The following is a 25,278-nucleotide window of genomic DNA, read 5'->3' on the forward strand; positions in this document are numbered from 1 at the left end:
TTTATTTGCTTTGGAATAAACTTAGAAAGAATATTTTAAAGATGCATAGTAAGCACGACCTGGTTCATTATAACTTTGATTTACAGTAGTATCTCGCAATTTCTGCTCATCAAAGACATTACTTATACCTAAACGTCCACTAAAATTATTAGTAAATTTATAACCTGCATTTATACCAAAAATACCATAACTTTTAATCTCTTGCTGACTTAAACCATTATTATTTTCAATCACAGTTTCTGCATATTGACGCGGCTTTTGACGGCCATATTGTGTATAAACAAAATTCACATCCGCCTTATCGGTAACTTTATAATTGAAAATTGAGTTGATAGTATAGTTTGGTACGATTGAAAGAGGATTACCCGTTTGTTTATTCACAGAGTCCTTCATCCAAGTAAAGTTGTTAGTCCAACTGATATCTCCCCAATCTAGACCAATACTTCCTTCTAGACCTTGAATCAATGCTTTAGGGATGTTTTCCCAAAGTAAGACATTATATGTTGTTGAACCAATAATGACTTGCTGTGTAACAGTTTCACCGGAAGTAATTTTGTTTTTATAATCGTTACGGAACCATGCTAGACTTGCACTCAGAATATCTTTTTGAAACTGAACCCCAATTTCTTTGTTAATAGAAGTTTCCGGTTTTAAATCGCCATTTCCTTGTAATACGCATTGAGAAAGTCCTATTGGACAACCATTCCCTCGCGTCCCTAATAAATAACCTTCTGCACTTTGATACATATTCGGTGCTTTATAGGCACGAGCAATACCACCTTTTAAAGTAAAATAATCGTTTAAATGGTGAGTAATATTTAAACTTGGACTCCAGTTGTCTCCAGATTTACTATGATCATCAAAACGCAAAGCAAGTACAACATCCGTGTTATCTGTGAATTTAACATTATTTTCAAGATAAGCAGAAGCAATATGGGAATCCATTTTACTACGGTCACCACTAGTCAATACTTCACCATAGCTATCTGTACCCTGTGTTGTATTTGCTGTATCTGTAAAATCATCTTCTACCCATTCAGCTCCCACCGTTAAATTTTGTGGTCTCCAAACTTCAAATGGAATACTGGCTTCTGCATTAAATCGAAATGTTTTAAGTGTTGATGTTTCTTTACAGGATTCATCAATACAGTTAATCCGTCCTTCTCCTGAACCAGCTGTACCTTCTGGTAAACGCTTATTTTTAGTTTGATCATACGATGCCAAAACTTTTGTATCGCCCCATGCCCATTTTCCTTCATGTGTTAATGCATAACTATCACGATACATGGTATTAGTTTCGGTACCAAGAAGTGCTGATTGAATCTCATCGGTTATAAAATCGTTATTACTATTTTGTGAGTCTCCAGCATAGATATTACCTTGACGACTCGAACCAGCGTCTAACAATAATGTTTGATTATCTGTGAATTGCCATGCAACACGTCCATTAATATCCTTATTGCGTACACCTTCTCTACCCGCAGCCCGAGTTCCTGATGAACTTAAAGGATTTAAGTCAGCAGCATCACTTTTTGTCTTATTATAATTTCCATACAAGCGATAAGATAATACATCCTTAATAATCGGACCACTTAAATTAAATCCAACACGATAAGATGAACCCTCTTTAGAATTTTCTGGTTGATTAGTAAAAGTTTCAAGGGAACCATGAGTTTCATTGGTCACTTTTTTGGTAATGATATTAACCACACCTCCCATTGCACCGTTACCATAACGTGCAGCAGCCGGACCACGTAATACTTCAATTGATTCAATTGATTCAGCTGGAACCCAGTTAGAATCGCCACGAGTATCGCGCTCTCCACGCCAACCATAACGTACCGAATTACGAGAAGTTACAGGCTTTCCATCAATTAAAATTAGGGTATTTTCCGGCCCCATACCACGAATATCAATTTGACGATTATTTCCACGCTGCCCTGTTGCACTATTTCCAGTCAAGTTTACACCCGGCATACGACGCACAATTTCAGAAATATCATTCACTACAGGTGTTTGTTCTAAATCTTCTGCTGTAATGGTTGAGGCACCTAATGATTGCTTAACTTGTTCTTCTGCGGTAATAACAATAGTTTGTAATTTGACAACTTCTTCATCTTTTTTTTGCTCTTCTTCAGCAAAAACTGGATTAGTAACCAAAATAGATGCCAAAATTGACAATGAAAGTGTGCTTTTTACAAGACTTCTAGCCATTACAAAACCCTATATTTAATTAACAAACCGTAATATTGCGCACATACTATCAAAATATTCTTATTATTAAAAGTTAATGAGAAAGCTTTTTATTAACTTTTATCTTATTTTATTAATACGCATAAAAAAGCATCCTTGATAGAATGCTTTTTTATAGCACAACAATTTATTTCATATAAGCATCGGCATTTTGAGTGTGATCAGTTTTGTCTATCACACGACCAAGCTCGGGGATATGTGCCTGTAAAGTGGTTTCGACACCCTGCTTCAATGTAATATCAATGGCCGAACAACCCTGACAACCACCACCGAACTGTAAAACAGCAGTTAGACCATGTTCTGGATCTTCAAATACTTCTACCAGACTACAGTTCCCACCATGCCCTGCTAGTCCCGGATTAATTTCTGCCTGTAATACATAAGCGATACGCTCTTCAATGGACGCATCCGGCCCGACACGCGGTACTTTGGAGTTGGGTGCCTTAAAGGTTAACTGACCACCAAAACGGTCTTTGTTGTAATCAATCACTGCATCTTTTAAATACGGGATAGATGGTGTATCAATAAAAACTGGAAAATCTGGATAATCCTGTTTGTAATCGGTCGGCACTACATCTTCTGGCGCACTATAGGCCATACAGCATTCTGCACGCGCAGTTCCCGGACTTTCCACAAAAATACGTACACCAATATCAGGAGTATTTTGCTTCGCCAATAAGTCTTTCAAATACTCCTGTGCCGATGGTGTAATCATCAAATTTGGTATTTCTTCAGCCACAGTTGAATTTGCAACGATTTCTGACATCAATCTTACTCCTCAAATATCTATGACTATCATACATCATCTTTAAATAAATTTTGAGTAAAACAGTCGGATTAATTTTATTCTCATGAGATGTAAAAAAGGACGCTTAAACGCCCTTTTCTGCAACTGTATTATACAGGTTTGTATTCAATCACAAAATGTCGCCAATGATCACGCAGTTGCGGTGTAAGTTCTAGAGATTGTTCATCAAATACCATACCATCGGTATCTCTTGCCATTAAACCCGCAAGGCTCACCATCATATCAAAGCCTGTGACTGCATGCGGATTCGGCAACGCCAGAAAGAATGCCAGCCCTTTTACTTCTTCAGAAGGTAAGCTTTCCAGATCAAATCCGGATGGTGCACCATCTTCATTAATCCGCAGTACACTAAACATCAAGGGACTAGGTTTATCGGCATCTTCATAACGATGGAAACATGACATTTCACCATAGCGCAAGCCATATTTTAGCAGCATTTTTAAGGTTCGTTCACCCGATAATGCCCGTCCCGGATTGGGATACATATACAATGCGATCAGTTGTTGTGCTTTAGCCAGTGCACTTTCTTCATCCTGACGATTTTGTTCATTTAAATGTGCATCAATGACATCAGCTTCATTTTCCCATTCCACACGTTCAATTTCGTCAACTGAAATTTTTTCAGCATCGTCTTTTTCTTCAATCTCAATATCTTCAACAATCGCATCTTGTGGGTTATTATCTTGTGTTTTTTCAACCTCAAGCGTATTAATAATCTCTATTTCAGATGCTGAATCCTGATCCGCAATGACCTGCTTGGCATCATCTACCAGCTCGGCTTCATCTTTTAACTGCTCAATTAACTCATCCAGTTCATCAGGTTGTTCAGTTTTAGTAGAAGCCTGTGAGGTTATCACTGTCTGATCAGAATATTGGTCTGCCACATCCTGTTGGGTTGGTTGTTCTGCACTTGATGGCGGCTGTGCATCTTGTGTTGCCACAGCGGAAGCTACTGGCGTGTCAACGTCTACAGCCGTTGAGGAAACCTTCACTGCATCGGGTCGCAAATGACGAGGAACAATAGGTTGCTGACTTTGTGCATCAACAATTAATTCCGTTTGTTCGATGGGCTGCGATGTTTGTGGTTTTTTTAATAATAAACGCAAACCAATGATGACCATCAGAACAGCAATAACGATTCCAATGATTTCCCACGCTTGATCCATAATCTACTCCATCGTCATACCATAGGCTTCGGCTTGTTCCAGGCTCACTGCAACCAGTTTGGAACTGCCTGCTTCCGGCATTGTAACCCCTAATAAGTCGGTTGCCATTGTCATTGCCAGTTTATTATGTGTAATGTAAATGAATTGTACCTGTTGCGATAGCTCTTTTACCAAATTACAAAATCGATTTACATTTGCATCGTCTAGTGGCGCATCTACTTCATCCAAAACACAAAATGGTGCCGGATTTAATCTAAAAATTGCAAACACCAAAGCCAAAGCCGTTAAGGTCTTTTCTCCACCGGACAATAACGCCAATGTACTGTTGCGTTTACCCGGTGGCCGAGCCATTAGACGCACGCCCGATTGCCAACCATCTTCCAGACTTAAGCTGGCTTCCCCACCGGTAAATACTTTGGGGAATAATTCCTGTAACTCACGATTGACCAGATCAAAGGTTTTCATAAATAACTGTTTGGTTTCTTGATCAATCGCCTTCATTGCTTCTTGTAATTGTTCGATGGTTTGTTGCAAATCCTGAATTTGATGGTCCAATTCATCATAACGACCTTGCAGCAATTGTAATTCTTCAAATGCAGCCAGATTAATGGCACCAATTTTGGCAAATTGCTGCTCTGCTTTTTCCAGTGCCCGGCTGACCTGAACAGTATCGATCTGTTGTTCAATTGGTTTTGGCTGTCCAAGTTGTTGTAGCTGCTCCAATACATGATGTTGTTCGGCTTTATGCTGCTGCCAATCTAGACGCGTCTGTTCCAATTGATCACGTAAGGCATTTTCCTGTTGCTGCAAAGTGATACGCTGTGCATTAAAGCCTTGCTGTTGCTGTTGTAACTGCTCGATTTGCTGTTGCCAGTCCAGCCATAATTGCTGTTGCTGATCGGCTTTGGTTTTAGCCAATTGCTCTTTCTCGGTTGCTTCCTGCATCCGATCAGTCAGACGTTGTAATTGCTGCCTGCAATCCAGTAGTTGTTCCGAGATATGTTCGATTTTCTGTTCCCGAAACTGATCTTCCTGTTGTAATAGCGCATGCCTAGATTGTTGTTGCTGCAATTGTGAATGTAATTGATAGACTTGTTGCTGATCTTGCTGTGCCTGTTGTTTCAATTCATTCAGGCGTATTTTATTCTGTTCAAACTGTTCCTGTTTCGCCATGACTTGTGGCTGAATCTGATCAATTTTCAGCTGTAGGCTAACGATATCGTATTGCAGTTGTTCCTGTTCCTGCCCATCTTCTGCAATCTGACTTTGTAATTGCTGTGCTTGCTGTTTTAGTTGCAATAAATTCTGTTCATGTTGCGCTAAAATCGCCTGAAGTCTAACTTGTTCGGTCAGTAATTTTTGTTGTTGCTGTTGTTGTTGCTTGAGGTGTTGCTGCATTTGCTGCAAGGCATCCTTACTTTGCTGATATTGTGACTGTAGTGCTGCAAGTTGCTGCTGGGCTGGCTGTTTCTGGCTTACAACTTGTTCCAGTTGCTGTTGTAATGCTTTTAAATGGGTATGGTAATGTAACTGTCCCTGCGCCTGACCTGTCTGATTCTTTGCATCATCACCAGATACCTGATCATCCAGATTTAAATTAATCCACCAATCTGTTGCCAGCCAATATCCATCTTCTGTGACAATACTGCTGATTGCATCAAGTTGTCCCAAATACTGTTTTGCCTGCTCCAGATCCTGTGCAATATAAATAGATTGCCATAAACGGTGTAGTGGTGCTTTAATCCATGTTTCAATTGTCGGCAAATCTATTAAAGCCACATTGCCTGACTGATCTTCCTGCATCTGAACATTGTCACATTGCAGCTGTCTTGCCCCTTGATAGGTCCAGTCGATTTGATCGCTGGTTTCTGCAAATAACCATTTTGCCAAAATTCGTTCAATTAAATGACTGTATTGCTGTCCCTGATAAGTCAGTTGCAATTGTTGTAATAAGGGCTGTTTTGCAACCACGCCTTGTCCTTGCTGTAAATGCCCCAGTAATTTTTCGGTTTGTTCAATTTCCCGTTGTAAATTTTTTTCTGTCATTGCCAATTCTTGGCATTGCTGCTGAAGCTCATCTTTTTGGACTTGATGATGTTGCAGTTGCTGACTCAATTGCTGTTCTGACTGCTGGCTTTGCTCAAGTTTAATCTGAATATTGGCCAGTTCGATATTTAAATCATCCAGTTGCATGGCCGTATCATCATTTTGATGACGTTGTTGCTGCGCTTGTAATTGCTGTAGTAATTGCTCGGAACGCAAACCAGTTTTTTGCATCTGTTCCAATTGATAATGTAATTGCTTTTGTTGTTGCTGTAATTGATTCAGATACTGCTGTTCTTTGTTAAACTCCTGTTCCTGTTGAGTAAAACGGCTATTTAAAGCACTCAAATCCTGTTCACTTTCTTTTTGAATTTGCTCTACATCTTGGAGTTGTTGTTGACTGGCAATCATCTGTGCCGACAATTGTCCCAGTTCCTGCGCAATCTTGACATGTTCATCCTGCAACACTTGATGTTGCTGTTCAAAACCCTGAATATTCTGGCTAATTTGCGCTTGCTGAGCCTGATCCTGTTGCAATTGCCAAAGCACCTGTTGATGCTGTTGCTGTGCCTGTTGCCAATTCTGCTGCAATACTTCAGCCTGTGGTAACTGCTGCTGAATTTTTTGCTGGAGTAAATGTCCTTCTATTTCAATTTGCTCCAGTGCCTTATGCTGTTGCTGATACTGTTCGGTCAGTTCTGTGAGTTGCTTGGTCAACCGTTCGACCTGACTTAAGGCCTGAATATACTGCTGTGATAACAACTGGATTTTATAACTAACAATTTCCTGTTTTAATTTCTGATATTTTTCTGCCTGTTCTGCCTGACGTTTTAGGGTCTTAATCTGACTATTTAATTCCAGTGCAATATCATTTAAACGGGATAAATTACTTTGTGTATGTTCAAGATGTTGCAATGTTTCCCGACGACGCGCCTGATAACGGGAAATCCCAGCTGCTTCCTCAATAAATACACGCATTTCTTCGGGTTTGGCATCCACCAATCGGTTGATCATCCCTTGTTCAATGACGGCATAAGAACGTGGCCCCAATCCGGTACCAAGGAAAATATCGGTAATATCCTTACGACGACAACGGGTACCATTCAGGAAATATTCGGATTTTCCTTCACGATTGACCTGACGTTTTACACTGAGTTCGGAATAGGCATTATAGGCACCACCCAGCTTGCCATAAGTGTTTTCAAAACGTAGTTCTACACTGGCCACACCTACAGGCTTACGCTGTGATGTTCCGGCAAAAATCACATCCTGCATATTGCCACCACGCAATTGCTTAGCACTCGACTCACCCATGACCCATCGAATGGCATCAATCACATTGGACTTGCCACAGCCATTCGGCCCCACAATGGCTGAGCGGTTATCCTTAAAATGTAAGGTGGTGCTTTCGGCAAATGACTTAAAGCCAACCAGTTTTAAACTACTTAAACGCATATCATCTCAATTAGCGGCGAGAGCGACGAGCCCATGCCAATTCAATCTGTTTCATCCGTGCCAGCGAGTCCAGCACGAGGTTGCGTAAGTGTCGGCAAAAATCTTCCATAAATAAAGCGGCTTGTTGTGGTTTTCTGATCAATATAGCATCAATCACTAGCCTAAACAGCTCAAATGCCTCCTGCAACTCTCGCCGCGAGGTATTTAGCGTTAAAAAGTAACTACGCCGGATCGATGGCAAAAGTGTCTGATAGATACTCGATAAATACGGATTATCAATACGTTCACTTTGTACGCTTAAAAAATCAAAGATTGCATCATAGAATCGTTCTATATCCCCTAAACGAACAATCTCGGCAAGTTCATCGCACAATTGCTGCATTTGATCTGCATCCTGTTGACGCCAGATTTCACTACTCCGTTGCACCAAATGTCCCAGAATTACAATGCTGGTATCGAACAACATTTTAATCTGATGTGCCGACATTTCCGATACAATTGCCCCTCGTCTGGGGAAAATATCAATTAAATAAGTACGTTGTAATAGCAACAAGGCTTCTCGAACCGATCCACGACTCACATCGAGTTCTTTGGCAATGCGCAATTCCTGAATACGCTCGCCCTCAACCAGTTCCCCAGTAATAATTTGTTCGGCAATCTGTCTGGCAATCTGTTCCGATAAGCCTTCCGAAGAATGATCCAGTTTCATAACACCTCTTATTTTTAATATATGCAAGTGTGCATGATTCACATCATGATGTTTTACTTTTATCGCATAATATAAAGCAACGACTATAGCTTTGTCTGACAATTTTTAGTGATTTCGTGCCATTTTTCAAAAAATATTCAAAATATCCTGCTCAAATAGACTTTTTATACAGTAATAAACACTTTATAGGCTTTAACTCTCCCAGTCTTAAAACACGTACCATAATATTGCTTCGTAAAGAAAAAACACACCGATACAACTTAACAAAGCAGCAAAATAGCGTTTTAACATCATCGGGGACAAGCGATGCGCCACTTTTGCACCAATTTTGGCAGTAAAAAAACTCATGACGCTAATCCCGATGAACGCATAGATATGTACATAGCCAATTGCGCCTTTGATCGGTTGGGAATTGGCTGCACCAAATACCATAAAGCCAATCGCACCGGCAATTGCAATTGGTAAACCACATGCCGCAGATGTAGCAACAGCCTTTTGCATTACTACGCCATAACGGTTTAAATAAGGAACCGTTAAACTACCACCACCAATACCAAAAATTGCAGATGCAATGCCAATACCGCCACCTGCCAGTAATTGCATATTTTTTGCTGGTAACTGGCGATTGGTATCAACCACAACCTGCGCACCTGCGAACATACGATAAGCCACCCAGATCGCAAAAATTCCAATTATCAACTGCAAGGCATGGCTCGGTAGTAGATCGGCAATCGCTGCGCCCAAAAATGAACCCACCATCAGACCGGGTGCCAGATTTTTTACTACTTGCCAGAGCACCGCACCTTTTTTATGATGTGCTGATACCGAACTGATTGAGGTAATGATAATGGTCGCCAATGACGTACCCAGTGCCATATGCATAATATACTCGGGATTATAACCCTGCTGGGTAAAAGCCCAATACAAAATAGGCACAATGATGAGACCACCCCCTACACCAAACAGTCCTGCGGCAAATCCTGCACAAGCACCAATTGCCAAATAGATGAGTATTTCCATGACCATTCCCTTATCTCCTATTGCACCCGAGCTTGAACAGCAACGACTGACTTTTCAACTACAAGCTGCACATGCTACTCCACAAATCATTCAATGCAAATCACAAACTGTCTCCACCAATGACGATATACTAGAGCTTTATCAAGCTGGCTATCATTCAGCATTAGTCATCAGCCAAATACAGCATCAGGGTCGGGGTCAACATCAACGACAATGGATTTCCAGTCCAGGCAATATTTTTCTGAGTGCATTAATTGAATTACAACGTCCGGTTGATGGCCGCTTTGCCCTTGAATGCGGCTTAAATTTGATTCATAGTCCAACTCTCAATAGCCTGCCCGACTTACAAATCAAGTGGGCCAATGACCTTTACAGCCCACAAGGCAAATGGGGTGGGATTCTGGTTGAACCCATCAATGCACATCAGGTGATTGTCGGCATTGGCATTAATATTTTCCCGCTTGAACAAGCACAGATCGGTCAGCCAACCACCAGCCTGATAGAATTGGGCCTACAGCATTATGATCGTATCCAGTTTCTAGCAGAAATCTATCTAGCTCTGCTTCAGGCCACACAATGGTTTAATTACAATAGCCAGAATTTGGCACAGCGCTTTAATCATATTACTGCGTTCAAAGACCAATGGGTCACGATCCAGCGTAATCATCAAGCTGACCTGCATGGATTTTTTCGGGGGATTCAGGATGATGGAGCAATTTTAATTCAGCAATCTCCTGATCAAGCTGCAACAGTTTGTTATGATGGACGATTGCACCTTTCAACCTCAAGTGATGCAGAGCAATTATGAATCATCTTTGGCTAGATCTGGGAAATACACGGTTAAAATACTGGGTCAGTAATCCCGAACAACAAATCATTGAGCAAGGCGCAGAATTACACTTACAGTCGCCTATTGATTTATTACTGGGTTTAAGCCAACATTTTAAATCACTCAATATTAGCTCGATTGGCATTTCCTCAGTCTTGGACAACAGCACCAATCAACGCTTGAAAAAAATCCTTAACCGGCTAAATGCACCCATTTATTTTGCCGAAGTACAGGCGCAATATGCAGGACTGATTACCGGCTATGATCAACCCAAGCAACTGGGGATTGATCGCTGGTTACAGGTATTGGCAATGACCAGATCACCTGATAAATATTGCATTATTGGTTGTGGTACTGCATTGACGATTGATCTATTAGACCATTACCAGCACCAAGGCGGATATATTTTACCCAGCCTCTATCTGCAACATGATGCACTGACACAGGGCACCAAAGGCATTAAAATCCCTGAACAAGCATTTGAAAATCTCGTTGCCGGGCGTAATACCAGTGATGCAGTTCATCATGGCATTTTATTAGGTCTACTGGGTGCGATTCGTTATACGTTAACACTGCATCCCGATTATCAGCTGATTTTTACCGGTGGAGATGCACCCTTATTTATGCAATTTTTGCAGGAATATCAACCAAGGCAAGAAGCAGATTTACTGCTAACAGGGTTGCAGTATTATGTACAACAACAGCAAGGCAAAATGGAAGATTCGATCATTCCCAATCGACATTAAATAGCCCATGATGATCACAGCAATCAAATAAAAGGAAAATTCATGCACAATAAAACTTTTACTTTCCTGCCCCTCACCCTCTTACTTGCTGCGGTCACACCAATATATGCAGCACCTACAGCGGTGAGTAATCAACAAAATATTGCTGGTACAAAAATTGCCACGACCCAGCCCGTAGTTGCGTATTTTAATACATCTGAACAGGACTTTAACTATAGTAATACGCCAGTAAAAGGCGGCTTTTATCGTGTGCTGTTAGGTCGTGATGACAATGGTCATTTTTTGATTCAGGATTTATTTACCGATTCGGGTAACAAACATACAGATCCTTACTGGATCATTGATCCAGAAGGTTTAAATTATTTTGATCTAGACTTTGTCAATGGTCCGATCCAAGGTTATTACGCCACTGGTAAAATTGCATTTAAAGGCACATTCAAAAACGGCAGCTATATCAGTTCATTTGATAGTTTTTATCCAAGTGGAGAACTGGCAAATCGCTACGCTCCCGCAGAAAAAGGCCGCTTCCATGAAGAATATTTTTATAAAAATGGTCAAAAAGCAGCTGTCATAGACTATGAGAATTATGACATTTCAAAACAGGAAGTATGGGATAACCAAGGTAAAAAAGTCAGTGATGAAAATACCCAGCAAACCATTCTTGATGAGATTAATAACCAGCTCGCACTTGACCAATAATCATTTTTCTAAATAGAAATGGGGCGTGATGCCCCATTATGCTATATGTAACAATACATGATGCGATAACTATTTCTTCTGGTCATTACCACCAAATAGCGGTCCAACACCACCGCCATTACCGCCACCCATTTTATTTTGCATGCCCTGAATACCGCGTAGCATCTTACTAATTCCGGATGGATTAGAGAATTTTTTCATCATCTTCGCCATCTGAGCATGTTGTTTCAGCAAGCGATTCACATCCTGAATCTCCATGCCACACCCTGCGGCGATACGCTTTTTACGACTTGGATTGATAATGTCCGGATTACGGCGTTCCTTAATGGTCATCGACTGGATAATCGCTTCCATTTTTTTCACTTGATTTTCCGGCTGTGCCTTCTCCAGTGCTTCTTGGATACCAGAACCACTCATACCGGGTAATTTATCCAGAAAGCCTGCCATACCACCCATTTTTTTCATCTGCTCAAATTGGGTCAACATATCTTCCAGATTGAATGTCCCGCCTTTTTGCAGCTTTTTCGCCATTTTTTCGGCTTTGTCACGGTCGATCTTACGTTCAACTTCTTCAACCAGAGACAGTACATCACCCATACCGAGAATACGCTGTGCCACACGTTCCGGGTGGAAAGGTTCAAGGGCATCAAGTTTTTCACCCATACCCAGAAACTTGATTGGCTTACCAGTAATGGCACGTACCGATAAGGCAGCCCCACCCCGTGCATCACCATCAGTTTTGGTCAAAATCACACCGGTCAAAGGCAAAGCATCATTAAAAGCTTTGGCAGTATTGGCCGCATCCTGACCTGTCATGGCATCCACCACAAACAGGGTTTCGGTTGGATGGATCGCCGCATGTAATGCTTTAATTTCATCCATCATGTCATCATCGACATGCAAACGACCAGCTGTATCGACAATCAGGACATCAGCAAATTTAATTTTTGCCTGCCCAATGGCACGATTAACAATATCTATCGGCTGCTCACTGGCATCAGAAGGGATAAACTCTGCACCCACCTCACCAGAAACAGTTTGTAATTGCTTGATCGCTGCCGGACGATAGACATCGGCAGAAACCGTCATGACTTTTTTCTTCTGACGTTCTTTTAAATAACGCGCCAACTTTGCTGCGGTTGTGGTTTTACCTGCCCCTTGCAAACCAGCCAATAAAATCACCACTGGTGGCTTGGCTGCCAAATCCAGCGACTCATTCGCCTCACCCATCATTTTGGTCAATTCGTCATATACGATTTTGACAAATGCCTGACCTGGTGAAAGTTGTTGCAGGACTTCCTGACCTAAAGCTTGCTCTTTGACTTTGGCAATGAATTCACGGGTTACGGGCAATGCAACATCAGCTTCAAGAAGTGCCATACGCACTTCACGTAACGTGTCCTTGATGTTGTCTTCCGTCAACTGACCAGTGCCAGTGACATTTCTTAAACTCTGCGTGAGTCGATCGGTTAATGTATCAAACATTGCAAATTCCGCTTAAAATGGCTAGTTGCAAAAAAATCTTTCCAACAATAGATAAATTATGCATAAGATGCTATAGGATACTTGAGTTCGGAAAGAAATTATACTTAGTTTATGAATATTCTCGCACGTATTATAGGTTTGGCATGTTGAATCTGCCCGTCATTTTTACCGTATTGGCATTAATTGCTTATTTAACTGGTTTTTTATACCTGTTAAAACAGTTCCTTGATAAAACTACCACCAATCCATTTCTGGTCTGGTCATCGTTGCTGACAGGTTTAATCCTGCATGGTCTGATCCTGAGTATCGACATGGTGACACCGATGGGAATTGATTATGATGTTTTTAATCTAATTTCCTTTACCTCAGGATTAATGCTTTTACTGAGCATTATTTTTAGTATGTATCGCCCGGTGATTATTCTAAACTTAATTGCTACGCCTGTTGCCATGTTAGGTATGGTGATCGGTGCATCACTTAGCACCCCTAATCACGTCATTCGTGAACAAGGTGTAGGTATTGATATTCATATCATCTTGTCACTGGCAGCCTATGCAGTCTTATTTATGGCAACAATTCATGCCATTTTAATCTGGTTTCAAAATCGTGAGCTTAAGAAGAAACAAAAGAAACGCATCTGGGTGAATCTGCTGCCTTCCCTGCAAACCATGGAATCCTTACTGTTTGATTTGATCTTTGTCGGCTTCCTATTGCTAACGGTTGCTTTAGGTTTTGGTTTCTTTACCATTGATGACTTTTTCGGTCAGCATCTCGCTCATAAAACAGTATTTAGTGTCATTTCATGGTTTATTTATGGTGGTTTATTACTGGGGCATTGGAAACTGGGATGGCGTGGCAAAAAAGCTATTCAATTTACCTTGCTGGGGTTCTTCCTACTGGCGTTAGGCTTTATTGGCAGTAAGTTTGTACTGGAAATCATTTTAATGAAAACTTAATGTGACTGATCAAAAGCAGCGGCATCTTATTCCAGAGACACGCTGCTATATCTGATCAAAGCAATCACATTACGGCTTAAATCCATCACATCAATGACCAATGCAGATAAATCCAGATCATTCTCTCTTATTGAAATTGCAGGGGTAATACCAGTTTTGCAATCACTGGCTGCCCATTTATTTTGGGTACTTCAAATTGCCAACGCTTAATCGCTGTTAACGCCAGCCACGCCTGTTCTTCATTGTCATAAGACAATAAAGTCGGTAATTGTACCAGCCCATCTTTATCCAGATAAAACTCAATTTGGACATAATTTTTGCCACCATTATTAGACTTTGCCGGCATGGGGGCATAGAGTGGCTTCGGAATTTGATCCAAGTCATTTATATTACTAAAATCTTTTTTATTTTTCTTGATATCTTCGAGAATCTGGCTAGCTGATGCAGATAACCGACTATCTCGATTAAAGAGATTAAAATCATATTCTTTGGTAATAATTGACCAGCTATTTTTTTGATCTTTCTTGGCAGGATAGAACTCCCAAGATTGTAAAGATGCTTTTGCGGCAAGACCAAATTCTGGTGAAGATGCCGATAAGATTTCTGATTTTAATACTTTTCCGGTTGGATCAATCAATACATAGACTTTTGCTTTACCCTTTTCATTTTTCTGTAATAAATTTAATGGATAAACCAACGGTGCAGCGACTTTAATGACGGGTGGTTCATCATATTGCAGATGTTCTGGTAATTTTTTAGATGCCTTTGGCATTTTAAATGGATCCACTGCATTTGGACCGATTGACCCGATACTTTTTTGTATTCCAAATCCAACTTTTTGTATTGCACAACGTGTTTCTGTATCGTTGGAAGGTGGAAGTTGGGCCTTTAACATGCCTTGTACAGCAGCCTGTTCTAAATCCGGATGGATAGATTCTAAAACCTTAATTCGTTCAATGTGCCCCATTTTATCAATTAACACACCTAAATCGACCTCCCCTTTATTACCAAATTCATTAATATTCTTGGGATAAATAATTTTAGGTTTAACCACATAAGAGGGGACTGGACGGTCAGGAGAAGGAGGACTTAAAGACAAACGATTCTGTTGCTCTAAGCAAGTTAAAAAATCTTCATTAGGCATAACATCTGCCCAAGACTGACTGTACATCAAACCCGTGATCACCATGAAATAAATAACTTTCATTTTTTAGTCGCCTATTTTCATATCAATTTTATTATGGCTAATCTGGTGATTTGGCTGTTGTCATCTTAGATAAATAGTTACACTATTGCAACATGCATCATAATGAAAAATATAAAAAAAAGAGTGAATACTCACTCTTTTTTATCACATAGCAAATTAGGCAGGAATACGTAATACCTGACCAGGAAAAATTTCATCTGGATCTTTGAGTAAAGGTTTGTTTGCTTCAAAGATTTTGTTGTATTTATTGGCATCACCATAAAATTCTTTGGCAATTTTAGATAGATTATCGCCAGATTTTACTGTATAGAACTTGCTTTCAGGCTCTGGTGCAGCAACAGTAAGTTGATCATCGACCTGTGCAACATGGTCAACGTTACCTACCGCCAATACCGCTTTTTCACGATCAGCCTGAGATTGAGCTTCACCTCGAATGGTTGCCTGATCGGTTGTTGAATTGTAGCTAATGGAAAGGCCTTTGATGCCCAAATTTAAACCTTGCACTAAACCCAGCAATTTATTGGCAACTTCTTGTGCTGATGGTTCTGTGGTGGTTTGTGGTGTAGCAGGTTGTTCTACAGGTTGTGCAGTGTTCTTTTTACCAATACCTTTCACAAAGTCAAAAAGACCCATTATATTTCTCCTATTACCTATTATATGTTTATCTGAACATTAAAAATAAATGTCTTTATTGTTTTAACCTTTGATACTGGCAAAAACAAGAAACAAATCACAATAAATTGTTATTTTATGTAGGGCTTAAATAGAAAACTTTTTTCAGGACGGGACACCTTAACCAATAAAAAAGGCCGCAAGTGCGACCTTTTCGATAATCGATTCACAATCGAACAAATTATCCTAACTTTGCAGTCACGTAATCAATCGCAGATTGTACAGTTGTGATCGCGTTTGAATCTTCATCCGGAATGGTGATGTCAAAGTCATTTTCAAAAGACATAACCAGTTCAACTAGGTCTAATGAATCTGCACCTAAATCATCCATAAAAGATGCTTCGTTTTTAATATCTTCGGCACGTATACCAAGTTGTTCTGCAACTGCTTGCTTGATACGTTGTTCGATATCGCTCACAGGAATTCTCCTCATTGCTTGTGGCGGTTTATACTAACGCCATTTTAGATTAAAAAATAATATTGTCAAAGCTAATCATAAGAATTAGCTCATATACATACCACCATTTACATGTAGTACTGTTCCTGTAACATAGCTTGCACGATCACTTGCCAAAAAGCTTACAGCATCCGCGATATCCTGCGCTTGCCCTAAACGATTGAGCGGAACCTGTGCAATCATCTTATCTTTGATTGCTACATCAAGTTGTTCGGTCATATCTGTTTCAATAAATCCCGGTGCAACAGCATTTACCGTAATTTGTCGACTACCCATTTCTTTTGCAAGACTACGACCAAATGCCTCGATTCCTGCTTTGGCAGCGGAATAATTGGTTTGGCCAGCATTGGCAAAATGTGCAACCACCGAACTGATATTGATAATTCGTCCGAATCTGGCTTTGGTCATGCCTTTTAATACCCGCTTGGAAAGACGATAAACGGCTTTTAGATGGGTATTCATGACATCATTCCAATCGTCTTCGCTCAAACGCAAAAGCAGATTGTCCTTGGTAATACCCGCATTATTCACCAAAACCAGAATTGCGCCATATTGCTGTTCAATCTGGCTTACAACATGTTCGATGGACTCTGCATCACGCACATCTAGCACCAGACCAGTACCATTGTCACCCAATGTCTGAGCAATCTTGGCTGCACCAGATTCAGTTGTCGCCGTTCCCACAACAAATAATCCGTCCTGCGCCAATTGCTGTGCGATTGCTGCGCCAATTCCACGGCTAGCACCTGTCACTAAAGCAATACGCTTTGGCTGAGTCATGCAATTTTTCCTTCAGCTGTTAAAATGGTATGCAAAGCATCCTCAAAACGACTTACCGTATCGATCGGTAAAGCTTTATTTACAAATGGCAAGCGTTTTGCCAAATTACTCAAAACATTACCAGCACCACACTCAACCAGATAATGCACATCATTCTGCTCAAGATAGGTTAATGTTCTAGTCCATTGCACAGGTTGGTAAAGCTGATGTACCAGCGCCTGTTTCAAACTGTCTAAATCATTTGCCACATTTGCACTGACATTGTTAATCACTGCAATTTTGGGTAACTGTAAATCCACTTTTGCCAGCGCCTCGGCAAACTGTTCTGAAGCCGCTTTCATTAGGCTACAGTGTGACGGAACTGATACCGGTAGGACAATGGCTTTTCCGCTCAATTCTTTTGCTTTAGAAATCGCCACTTCAACCGCTTCGGTATCCCCTGCAATCACCACCTGCCCTTGTGCATTAAAGTTTGCAGCCTCTACCTTGCCTGCACCGACTTCAGATGCAGATTGGCACAATACAATCACCTGATCATCGGATAAGCCCAAAATTGCTGCCATTGCCCCTTGTCCTTGCGGCACAGCCTTTTGCATTAATTGACCACGTAAATGGACCAATTTTACTGCATCGGCTAAGGACAACGCCTCTGCTGCAACAAGCGCACTATATTCACCAAGCGAATGTCCAGCCATATATGTAGGTAATAAGCCACCGCCCTCTAACCAGACACGCCACAATGCAGTACTGGCGGTCAATAGCACCGGTTGAGTAAATTCTGTCTGATCCAGTTTGTCACCTGTCTGTGCAATCTGCCACAGGTCAAAACCCAAAGCATCCGATGCTTCTTTAAATGTTTCTAAAATTGATGGAAAACGTTCTGCCAATTCGGACAACATACCGATTTTTTGAGAGCCTTGCCCAGGAAAAACAAAAGCCGTTTGGGTGGCTTTGGCAATCTGGGAGAATGGTAATGTAGACATAAAACTTCCCGTTTCGGACGTTAATGTGGATATTGCAATTGTAAATGCGCTAGCTTAACAAGCAAATTTTACTTGTTCTAGCACAAAATATACCTTTATTAAAAAGTTAGACCAACATATGCGCAGATCATCAAACAACAAGAATAGTGTTCCAATGCCTTCTATCAATTGCTTTTTTTATCTTCACTTTGGAAATAGTACAAAATTGCTAATATTGCAAATAAAGCCAACACACCCAAAATAATACACATTCCTAAATCTAATGGCATATTTTTCGCTTGCAAATCTGAATAAATATAACGACCAGTACCGATCAAAAAAGTTCCCATAAAAGCTGTTTTATATATCCAATCTTTTTTCATTTTATTTCAACCAAAATTGTAAAAATCAATATATAAAAATCTTAAATTTAAAAAAAATTATTCAATAAAAAAGGGAAGCTTTCACTTCCCCATTTTTTGTTTTTACGCAAATGCGTGACAAACAAGCGTCAGATCATCGTTATAAACGATTATTCCGCATCAGTTGCTTGAGCAAACAATTGACGACCACGGTAAAAACCATCTTTGGTTACGTGGTGACGACGGTGAGTTTCACCAGTAGCCTGGTCTACAGTTAAAGTGCTCGCAGTTAAAGCGTCATGAGAGCGGCGCATATCACGGCGAGAGCGACTTTTACGGTTTTGCTGAACAGCCATGAGAGGCTCCTTACAAAGATCGAAAAAAAATGGATCGAACATCAATATCTTGGTCTAGTATAACACATTATGAACCAAGTTTGCCCTTCAAACCTGCTAAAACTTCAAACGGATTATCCCGTTTTTCATCTAACACAGCTTGAACTGCTGGTCGATGCTTATGTTCACAAGCATCATGCTTGGGTGAATTTGGCATCGACAATAGCAATTCATCTTCCAGAATGTAAATCAGGTCCACAGTTGCAGGCGTTTTAAAATCGCCTTTTTGTGTCCCCAGATCTTCACCCAAGATGATGAAATCAGCATCCTCATCCAAATGATCTATCTCAGACTCATCATCCAACATGGCCACATGGACATCTGATTGCAAAGGTATTTCTACAGCTTCCAGACAACGCTGGCATTGCAGATTTACAGTGGTTTTCAAATGTGCCTTGAGCCATACGATACGATGATAAGCATCCATAGATAGCTTACAGTCGACCTGAACCCATTGATTATCAATCGATCCAACAGCTTCGTGAGCAATACGAGTAAAACTTGACAGTGGTAGTTGACCTGACCACGAAAAGCCCTGCTCTGCCCATTTAAACGGCTCAATCTGTGCCGGAAAGGTATTTGCTGACATAATTAAGGCGGCAATTCTACAAATTCATCAAACTAATGTCAAAGATTAAGATACAATTTCGCAGCTTAATTTTGTATTGTTTGAGAGAAATCAGTTTTTATGAGTCCGTTGCAAGCACAAAATCGTCTTCAAACAACGTCTTCACCTCGAAGTGTATCCCTACAAACTGCATGGTCAACATGTATTGACGAACATGCACAGGTAGATTGGCTAATTTTACACTTTAATCGATGGTTTTCCCACTACAATGTGATTTTAGTACGAGGTGAGCACGAACCCGAATATTTTCCGGCTACTGATACACAACCTGCCAGAATTCAGTTTGCTCATGGTTTTTTTAATAGTGCATTGCATGAAATCAGTCACTGGTGCATTGCCGGCGCACAACGCCGTACCTTACCCGATCTGGGCTATTGGTATGCACCCGATGGTAGAACCGCAGAGCAACAACGTCTTTTTGAACAGGTAGAAGTTAAACCACAAGCACTGGAATGGTTATTTGCACAGGCATGTTTACGCCCTTTTCGTGTGTCTTTGGATAATTTAACTGGTGCAGCGGGCAATGGCACACTGTTTAAAGATCACGTTTTTGCACAAGTCCAGCGATATCTAGCCGAACCAACAAGCATTCCCAAAGATGGTCTAACCCTGATCCAACATCTTTGTGACGAAATAAGAGCAGGAAAAATGCTACACAATAATGAGTTTTCACGGCAAACACTTGATTAAAAACAAGACAGTAAAAAAATGTTATAATGTAGAGAGCTAGACTTACAGGACCAGCCTTATGTTACATTTACGAATTCATCCAGATAATCCTCAACCCCGTCTGATAAGTCAGGCTGTGGAGAGAATTCAGGCAGGTGATGTGGTCGTGTATCCAACAGATGCTGCTTATGCGATTGGCTGTCAAATTGGAAATAAAGCAGCAATGGAGCGAATTGCACAAATTCGTCAACTCGACAATAAACATCAATACGCCATTCTTTGTCAGGATTTGTCTGATATTGCAACGTATGCCAAAGTCGACAATGCTATGTATCGTCTATTAAAAGCCAATACCCCTAGCTTAACTACCTTTATTCTGCCAGCCACCAGTGAAGTACCTCGTCGTTTAATGCATCCAAAACGAAAAACGATTGGTATTCGTATTCCAAGCAATCCAGTTTGTCAGGCATTACTTAAAGAACTGGGTGAACCCCTCATTACCAGTACATTGATTTTGCCGGGTCAGGAAGATCCACTTGACGATCCTTATGAAATTGAAATGCAACTGGAAAAACGTATCGATGTCTTTATCGATAGTGGTATTGGCATGCTGGCAACCACCAGTATTATTGATTTGTCACAGGATCATCCGATTATTGTAAGACGCGGTTTAGGTGACGTAAGTGCCTTTGAATAAGGCATTTTAACTTCTATAAAGCACCCATCTGCTGCCAGCTTTCACCTGTCTCAAATTGCTGATAATGTTGTTTTAATTCGATCAAATAATGATGCTGTATCAACAGAATATAAAATAAAGCCAATATAAACAACACAGCAATAATAATAGGCTTTGGATTAATCTTGTTCAATATAAGCAATGCAAGTAGACCTGTACTGCATAACAAAATCAAGGCATGGCTTAACGTATGCGTCAGTAAAGCATAGATCATCACGATAATACCGAATAACACTGCAATAACTTGATAACCTTTGTGCTGTTTGATCGATGCCCAGACTTGCATCAACAATGTAAGTATCACCAGAAAAAAGATGGCCTTGCCACCGATAATCGGAATATACATCGATTGTAAAAGTGCATAACTTCCCAAAGAAAATATTAAAAGATAAACCAGATAGCGGCCTATTTTGAGATATAGATCAGTAAGCATATGTCTATCCCAACCTTTCAAATGATTGCATATCTTGTTGATTTAACATATTAACAATAGAACCATTACCCTAGTCAGTTACAAATCTAAAATGATTTCTGAGTATATTGCTAAAAAATAGGCCGTCGAAACAGCCTATTTGTTACCCAGTATGTTTAGCATACTTTTTTATGCATCTACAGCAAGAAGCTTATTGCGCTTCCGCAACAGCTGTATGATCAGCTGATGTGGTTGTTACTGTTCTTGGTGCATAATTGAGACCAAGCGTTTTACTGGTATCCTGACGGATTTGATCCAGCAATACTGCATTTTTGCTTAAATCTTGCTGATAAGACTGGATAATATCATGCAGTTTTGCATTCCACTCCCCACTGGTTTTTTCAGGGAAAGCTTTTTCAAGCAGGTTGAGCATGATATATGGTGATGTTGATGCACCTGGTGAAGCACCCATTAACGCAGTTAAACCACGATCATTGGATACAAACACTTCTGTACCAAATTCAAGTTTTGCTGGTTTACCCGGTTCTTTTTTAATGATCTGAACACGTTGACCACCCTGACTTGGACGCCAGTCTTTTGCCTGTGCTTCAGGATAATATTTACGTAATTCATTCAGACGATCTTCATCTGACATAGCAACCTGACTAATCAGATATTTCACCAAATCCAGATTTTCAATCCCTACAGCTGTCATTGGCAACACATTGTTTCTATTAGTAGATGCCAATAAATCAAACTGTGAACCATTTTTCAGGAACTTATTGGAATAGGTGGCAAATGGTCCAAATAACACATATTTTTTACCATCAATATAACGCGTATCAATATGTGGGACAGACATAGGCGGTGCACCTAATTCGGCACGACCATACACTTTGGCTGTATGTTGTGCAGTAATGACTGGATTATCCGTAATCAGAAATTCGCCACCCACTGGGAACCCAGCATATTGTTTTGCTTCTTCTAGTCCTGTCATCTGTAATAACTTCACAGATGCACCACCGGCACCAATAAAGACAAAACGGGTTTTGATATGACCAGCTTTTCCTGTTTTTAAATCCTTGAATTGCACAGTCCAGGTTTTATCCTCATTTGGACTAATCCCAGTCACTTCTGTTGATACATTTAATTTAAAATTGGATTGTTTTTGCAAATGATCAACTAATTGCGTGGTAATCGCACCATAATTTACATCGGAACCAACATCCATACGTGTTGCAGCAACCTTTTCCGAAGCCTTGCGACCATTCATCACCAAAGGTGCCCATTGCTTAATCACGTTTGGATCTTCTGTGATTTCCATGCCCTGGAATAATGGACTTTTGATCATCGCAGCATGACGTTTTTCCAGAAAATCTACATTATCACCCCACACAAATGCAATGTGGTCGACAGGGTTGATAAATGTTTTTGGCGCTGCAAGTACGCCATTTTTCACCTGATAAGACCAGAACTGTTTTGCCACCTCGAATTGGGAAGCCACATTCTCAGCTTTAGAGATGTCCATTTTACCGTCTTTTTCAGCAGTATAATTCATCTCCATAAAGCCTGAATGTCCAGTCCCGGCATTATTAAAACCATTTGAACTTTCTTGTCCGACCTGATCCAGACGTTCATACATCTGAATCTTCCAGTCTGGTTCAAGCTCGTTGAAATATGTACCCAGTGTGGCACTCATGATACCACCACCGATCAATACCACATCTACCACAGGTTCAGTACTAGAGGTTTTTACCTGTTTGGAAGCAATCGGTCTAAATAAAAAAATTAGTCCGATGATTAACAATAGCAGCAATAAAATTGCTAAATATTTTAGGAATTTTTTCATCATCATTACCTTAAAATGATTTTTGATCTGACACTGGACAATTGGATTCACACCAATTGCACTATCCAATGGTCAAATCCCAAAAACTAAATTAATGCGTCTAACATTTCTGGTAAAATATTCAAAATTTACAAATATTTGAATAAAAAAACACGATAGAATTACGTGCATAAAACAGCGCAGTCATTAAAAATTTATTGCAAATCACACAAAACCAATCCATGCCAAAATCAAATATGCCATATATATAGCAACACATTGCAATAAGCATCTGCTACAAATGCCGACATCAAGGTGCTAGGAGATAAAATATTGCATGGATCAATGTTTCATGCTGTCAAGCTTTGATAAAAAGCAGTTACAATACGACTTTGGTCTGTATAAGTCGGCCATTATGCCAAAATTCCGAGTGAAATACTTGGATTTATTTCTGTTAATTCTATAAATAAAACGCATTAGATTTAAATCTAATGATTTATTTACTGTATTAAATCGGCTACAATTTGCCGAATCTCCTGATATGCTTGTCTATTAGGTCAATACTAAAACATGCTTTTGAAAATTCGCGTGGCTAAATAATCGAAATGAGCACAGAGCTTTATCCCAATATAGAAGAACAGCTGTCTATCCGTGTCTTGGACGAATATTATCAGGATATTCCTGAGGATCTGTATATTCCGCCGGAAGCCTTTGCAATCCTACTGGAGCAATTTGAAGGTCCACTGGATTTTTTGCTATATCTGGTGCAAAAGAACGGATTCGACCTCAAACATCTGGATATTGCGCCCATTGCACAGCAATATATTTCTTATATGGACAGAATGAAATCGGATAATATTGAATTAACCGCGGATTATATGGTGATGGCTGCCCTACTTGCCGATCTGAAATCACGGTTACTATTACCCAAACCGGAAAGTGCACCAAACTTTGAAGATGATCCGAAAAAACAACTGATTGATCGTCTGGAACAATATTTAAGAATCAAACAGGCTGCCGAGCGTCTTAGCCAGTTGAATATTCTCGAACGTGATGTATTTGATGCAAAAGTCAGTCTGGGTGAACGTGGTATCATCTATGAAGGCTATGATGCACAAAGCCTTAGCGATGCCCTGCTGTGTGTTTTCCAACGTCCCGAGCCCTATATTCATAATATTGAACAAGAACCTGTTTTGCTGGAAGAACGTATTCAGTACATTTGTGAACGGGTTGCCAAAGGTGGTGTTTTAACCTTTGACGAATTACTTAAGCCTGCGCAAGGCCGTATGGGAATGGTGGTGACCTTTATGGCCATTCTTGAATTGGTAAAGCAGCAATTTGTACATATTGTTGAAGATGGGCATATCCGCCCATTAAGTATTCAAGGAAAGCATTATGCCCAATCAAACTTTTCCTGAAAATACAGCCTCTCTGGATGATCTGCATCATGAAGCGTTGATGCAGATTGAGGCGATTATTTTTGCCAGTGATGCCCCAGTTTCAACCGCAAGACTCAAACAGGCACTTGGCGGACAATTTTCCACGCAGCAAATTCGTCAACTTTTACAGCAATTGTCGATTTTACAACATGGCCGTTCGGTTGAACTGATTGAAACCGTACAGGGCTTTAAATTTCAGGTACGTGCCAAATATCGCCATGTAATTCATGAAGCCTGGCCGGAACGTCCGATCAAATTATCACCAAGTTTACTGGAAGTGCTTGCAGTTATTGCTTATCACCAACCGGTCACCCGTGCCGATATCGAGCAAATTCGCGGCGTGAGTAATAACAGTCTGGTATTAAGAACACTATTCGAATGGAATTGGATTAAAGAGTCGGGTTTTCGGGATGTACCCGGACGTCCGGCTTTATTGGTCACTACACCAATTTTTTTAAATGCCTTTGGTTTGGCATCATTAAATGATCTCCCAGTTATCCAAGATCAACAGGACGCTTTGACACAGCTAGAAAGTTTTTCGCGATGTTCTTAAGCAAATGAT

At 40.4% G+C, this 25,278-nt stretch carries 25 protein-coding genes; 8 read left to right on the forward strand and 17 right to left on the reverse strand.

Annotated features, from left to right (window positions below; all coding sequences use genetic code 11):
- Nucleotides 1-21: 21 nt before the first annotated feature.
- The 6 genes from CAP51_RS14525 to CAP51_RS14550 form a co-directional block, all read right to left on the reverse strand.
- Entirely contained in the window at nt 22-2,214 is a 2,193-nt protein-coding gene (locus tag CAP51_RS14525; RefSeq protein ID WP_087621479.1) for a TonB-dependent siderophore receptor, read from the reverse strand.
- 166 nt (nt 2,215-2,380) lie between these two features.
- Nucleotides 2,381-3,019 carry a Fe-S biogenesis protein NfuA gene (gene nfuA / locus CAP51_RS14530; RefSeq protein ID WP_087621480.1) on the reverse strand — a complete coding sequence of 213 codons (639 nt, stop codon included), beginning with the start codon at nt 3,017-3,019 and terminating at the stop codon, nt 2,381-2,383.
- Nucleotides 3,020-3,150: 131 nt separating this feature from the next.
- Nucleotides 3,151-4,227 carry a cell division protein ZipA C-terminal FtsZ-binding domain-containing protein gene (locus CAP51_RS14535; protein ID WP_087621481.1) on the reverse strand — a complete coding sequence of 359 codons (1,077 nt, stop codon included), beginning with the start codon at nt 4,225-4,227 and terminating at the stop codon, nt 3,151-3,153.
- Between the two features lie 3 nt (nt 4,228-4,230).
- Complete coding sequence (locus CAP51_RS14540; RefSeq protein WP_087621482.1) at nt 4,231-7,725, reverse strand: AAA family ATPase; 3,495 nt, start codon at nt 7,723-7,725, stop codon at nt 4,231-4,233.
- Nucleotides 7,726-7,735: 10 nt separating this feature from the next.
- Nucleotides 7,736-8,434, reverse strand: coding sequence for a GntR family transcriptional regulator (locus CAP51_RS14545; RefSeq protein WP_087621483.1), 699 nt, complete (start codon nt 8,432-8,434; stop codon nt 7,736-7,738).
- 207 nt (nt 8,435-8,641) lie between these two features.
- Nucleotides 8,642-9,454 (reverse strand): sulfite exporter TauE/SafE family protein, encoded by an 813-nt coding sequence (locus tag CAP51_RS14550; protein ID WP_087621484.1) that lies wholly within the window; start codon nt 9,452-9,454, stop codon nt 8,642-8,644.
- Between CAP51_RS14550 and CAP51_RS14555 the strand changes: the two genes are divergently transcribed.
- Genes CAP51_RS14555 through CAP51_RS14565 form a run of 3 tightly spaced genes read left to right on the forward strand, consistent with a single transcriptional unit; the run spans nt 9,453 to nt 11,728 of the window.
- Nucleotides 9,453-10,262, forward strand: coding sequence for a biotin--[acetyl-CoA-carboxylase] ligase (locus CAP51_RS14555; protein WP_087621485.1), 810 nt, complete (start codon nt 9,453-9,455; stop codon nt 10,260-10,262). The two genes, CAP51_RS14550 and CAP51_RS14555, sit on opposite strands and share 2 nt — an antisense overlap.
- On the forward strand, nt 10,259-11,029 hold the full coding sequence (locus CAP51_RS14560; protein ID WP_087621486.1) for a type III pantothenate kinase: 771 nt from the start codon (nt 10,259-10,261) through the stop codon (nt 11,027-11,029). The genes CAP51_RS14555 and CAP51_RS14560 overlap by 4 nt, the downstream gene beginning before the upstream one ends.
- Before the next feature lie 42 nt (nt 11,030-11,071).
- Entirely contained in the window at nt 11,072-11,728 is a 657-nt protein-coding gene (locus CAP51_RS14565; protein ID WP_087621487.1) for a toxin-antitoxin system YwqK family antitoxin, read from the forward strand.
- A 69-nt stretch (nt 11,729-11,797) separates the two neighbouring features.
- Here the strand turns inward: CAP51_RS14565 and ffh are convergent, their stop codons facing one another.
- Nucleotides 11,798-13,213 carry a signal recognition particle protein gene (ffh, locus tag CAP51_RS14570; protein WP_087621488.1) on the reverse strand — a complete coding sequence of 472 codons (1,416 nt, stop codon included), beginning with the start codon at nt 13,211-13,213 and terminating at the stop codon, nt 11,798-11,800.
- A 143-nt stretch (nt 13,214-13,356) separates the two neighbouring features.
- Between ffh and CAP51_RS14575 the strand changes: the two genes are divergently transcribed.
- On the forward strand, nt 13,357-14,169 hold the full coding sequence (locus CAP51_RS14575; protein WP_087621489.1) for a cytochrome C assembly family protein: 813 nt from the start codon (nt 13,357-13,359) through the stop codon (nt 14,167-14,169).
- Between the two features lie 127 nt (nt 14,170-14,296).
- On the opposite strand, the gene CAP51_RS14580 is transcribed toward CAP51_RS14575, so the two are convergent.
- From CAP51_RS14580 to CAP51_RS14615, 8 genes are all read right to left on the reverse strand, one after another.
- The gene (locus tag CAP51_RS14580) at nt 14,297-15,376 is read right to left on the reverse strand and encodes an energy transducer TonB (protein ID WP_245809179.1); all 1,080 of its coding nucleotides are present in this window, start codon (nt 15,374-15,376) and stop codon (nt 14,297-14,299) included.
- A 156-nt stretch (nt 15,377-15,532) separates the two neighbouring features.
- Nucleotides 15,533-16,009: a peptidoglycan-binding protein LysM gene (lysM, locus tag CAP51_RS14585; protein ID WP_087621490.1), complete on the reverse strand. Its 477-nt coding sequence runs from the start codon at nt 16,007-16,009 to the stop codon at nt 15,533-15,535.
- 220 nt (nt 16,010-16,229) lie between these two features.
- Complete coding sequence (acpP, locus tag CAP51_RS14590) at nt 16,230-16,466, reverse strand: acyl carrier protein (RefSeq protein ID WP_087621491.1); 237 nt, start codon at nt 16,464-16,466, stop codon at nt 16,230-16,232.
- Between the two features lie 84 nt (nt 16,467-16,550).
- A complete protein-coding gene (gene fabG, locus CAP51_RS14595) occupies nt 16,551-17,285 on the reverse strand; it encodes a 3-oxoacyl-ACP reductase FabG (protein WP_087621492.1) in 735 nt (244 codons plus the stop codon).
- Nucleotides 17,282-18,268: an ACP S-malonyltransferase gene (fabD, locus tag CAP51_RS14600; RefSeq protein WP_087621493.1), complete on the reverse strand. Its 987-nt coding sequence runs from the start codon at nt 18,266-18,268 to the stop codon at nt 17,282-17,284. Before fabD ends, fabG begins: the two co-directional genes overlap by 4 nt.
- Nucleotides 18,269-18,432: 164 nt before the next feature.
- Nucleotides 18,433-18,630: a hypothetical protein gene (locus CAP51_RS14605; protein WP_087621494.1), complete on the reverse strand. Its 198-nt coding sequence runs from the start codon at nt 18,628-18,630 to the stop codon at nt 18,433-18,435.
- Nucleotides 18,631-18,779: 149 nt separating this feature from the next.
- The gene (gene rpmF / locus CAP51_RS14610; RefSeq protein ID WP_087621495.1) at nt 18,780-18,965 is read right to left on the reverse strand and encodes a 50S ribosomal protein L32; all 186 of its coding nucleotides are present in this window, start codon (nt 18,963-18,965) and stop codon (nt 18,780-18,782) included.
- A gap of 67 nt (nt 18,966-19,032) precedes the next feature.
- Entirely contained in the window at nt 19,033-19,593 is a 561-nt protein-coding gene (locus tag CAP51_RS14615; protein WP_087621496.1) for a YceD family protein, read from the reverse strand.
- A gap of 99 nt (nt 19,594-19,692) precedes the next feature.
- On the opposite strand from CAP51_RS14615, the gene CAP51_RS14620 reads away from it, so the two are divergent.
- Complete coding sequence (locus CAP51_RS14620) at nt 19,693-20,322, forward strand: elongation factor P hydroxylase (protein ID WP_087621497.1); 630 nt, start codon at nt 19,693-19,695, stop codon at nt 20,320-20,322.
- A gap of 58 nt (nt 20,323-20,380) precedes the next feature.
- On the forward strand, nt 20,381-20,998 hold the full coding sequence (locus CAP51_RS14625; RefSeq protein WP_087621498.1) for an L-threonylcarbamoyladenylate synthase: 618 nt from the start codon (nt 20,381-20,383) through the stop codon (nt 20,996-20,998).
- 13 nt (nt 20,999-21,011) lie between these two features.
- Here CAP51_RS14625 and CAP51_RS14630 read toward each other — a convergent pair whose 3' ends face one another.
- A complete protein-coding gene (locus CAP51_RS14630; RefSeq protein WP_087621499.1) occupies nt 21,012-21,470 on the reverse strand; it encodes a hypothetical protein in 459 nt (152 codons plus the stop codon).
- A 190-nt stretch (nt 21,471-21,660) separates the two neighbouring features.
- Nucleotides 21,661-23,298 carry a malate dehydrogenase (quinone) gene (mqo, locus tag CAP51_RS14635; RefSeq protein ID WP_087621661.1) on the reverse strand — a complete coding sequence of 546 codons (1,638 nt, stop codon included), beginning with the start codon at nt 23,296-23,298 and terminating at the stop codon, nt 21,661-21,663.
- A gap of 584 nt (nt 23,299-23,882) precedes the next feature.
- Here mqo and CAP51_RS14640 point away from each other — a divergent pair.
- Both CAP51_RS14640 and scpB read left to right on the forward strand, forming a co-directional pair.
- Nucleotides 23,883-24,695 carry a segregation and condensation protein A gene (locus CAP51_RS14640; protein ID WP_087621500.1) on the forward strand — a complete coding sequence of 271 codons (813 nt, stop codon included), beginning with the start codon at nt 23,883-23,885 and terminating at the stop codon, nt 24,693-24,695.
- Nucleotides 24,673-25,269, forward strand: coding sequence for an SMC-Scp complex subunit ScpB (gene scpB / locus CAP51_RS14645; protein WP_087621501.1), 597 nt, complete (start codon nt 24,673-24,675; stop codon nt 25,267-25,269). The genes CAP51_RS14640 and scpB overlap by 23 nt, the downstream gene beginning before the upstream one ends.
- The last annotated feature ends 9 nt before the right edge of the window (nt 25,270-25,278 follow it).

This window comes from Acinetobacter populi (genome assembly GCF_002174125.1).
GTDB lineage: Bacteria > Pseudomonadota > Gammaproteobacteria > Pseudomonadales > Moraxellaceae > Acinetobacter > Acinetobacter populi.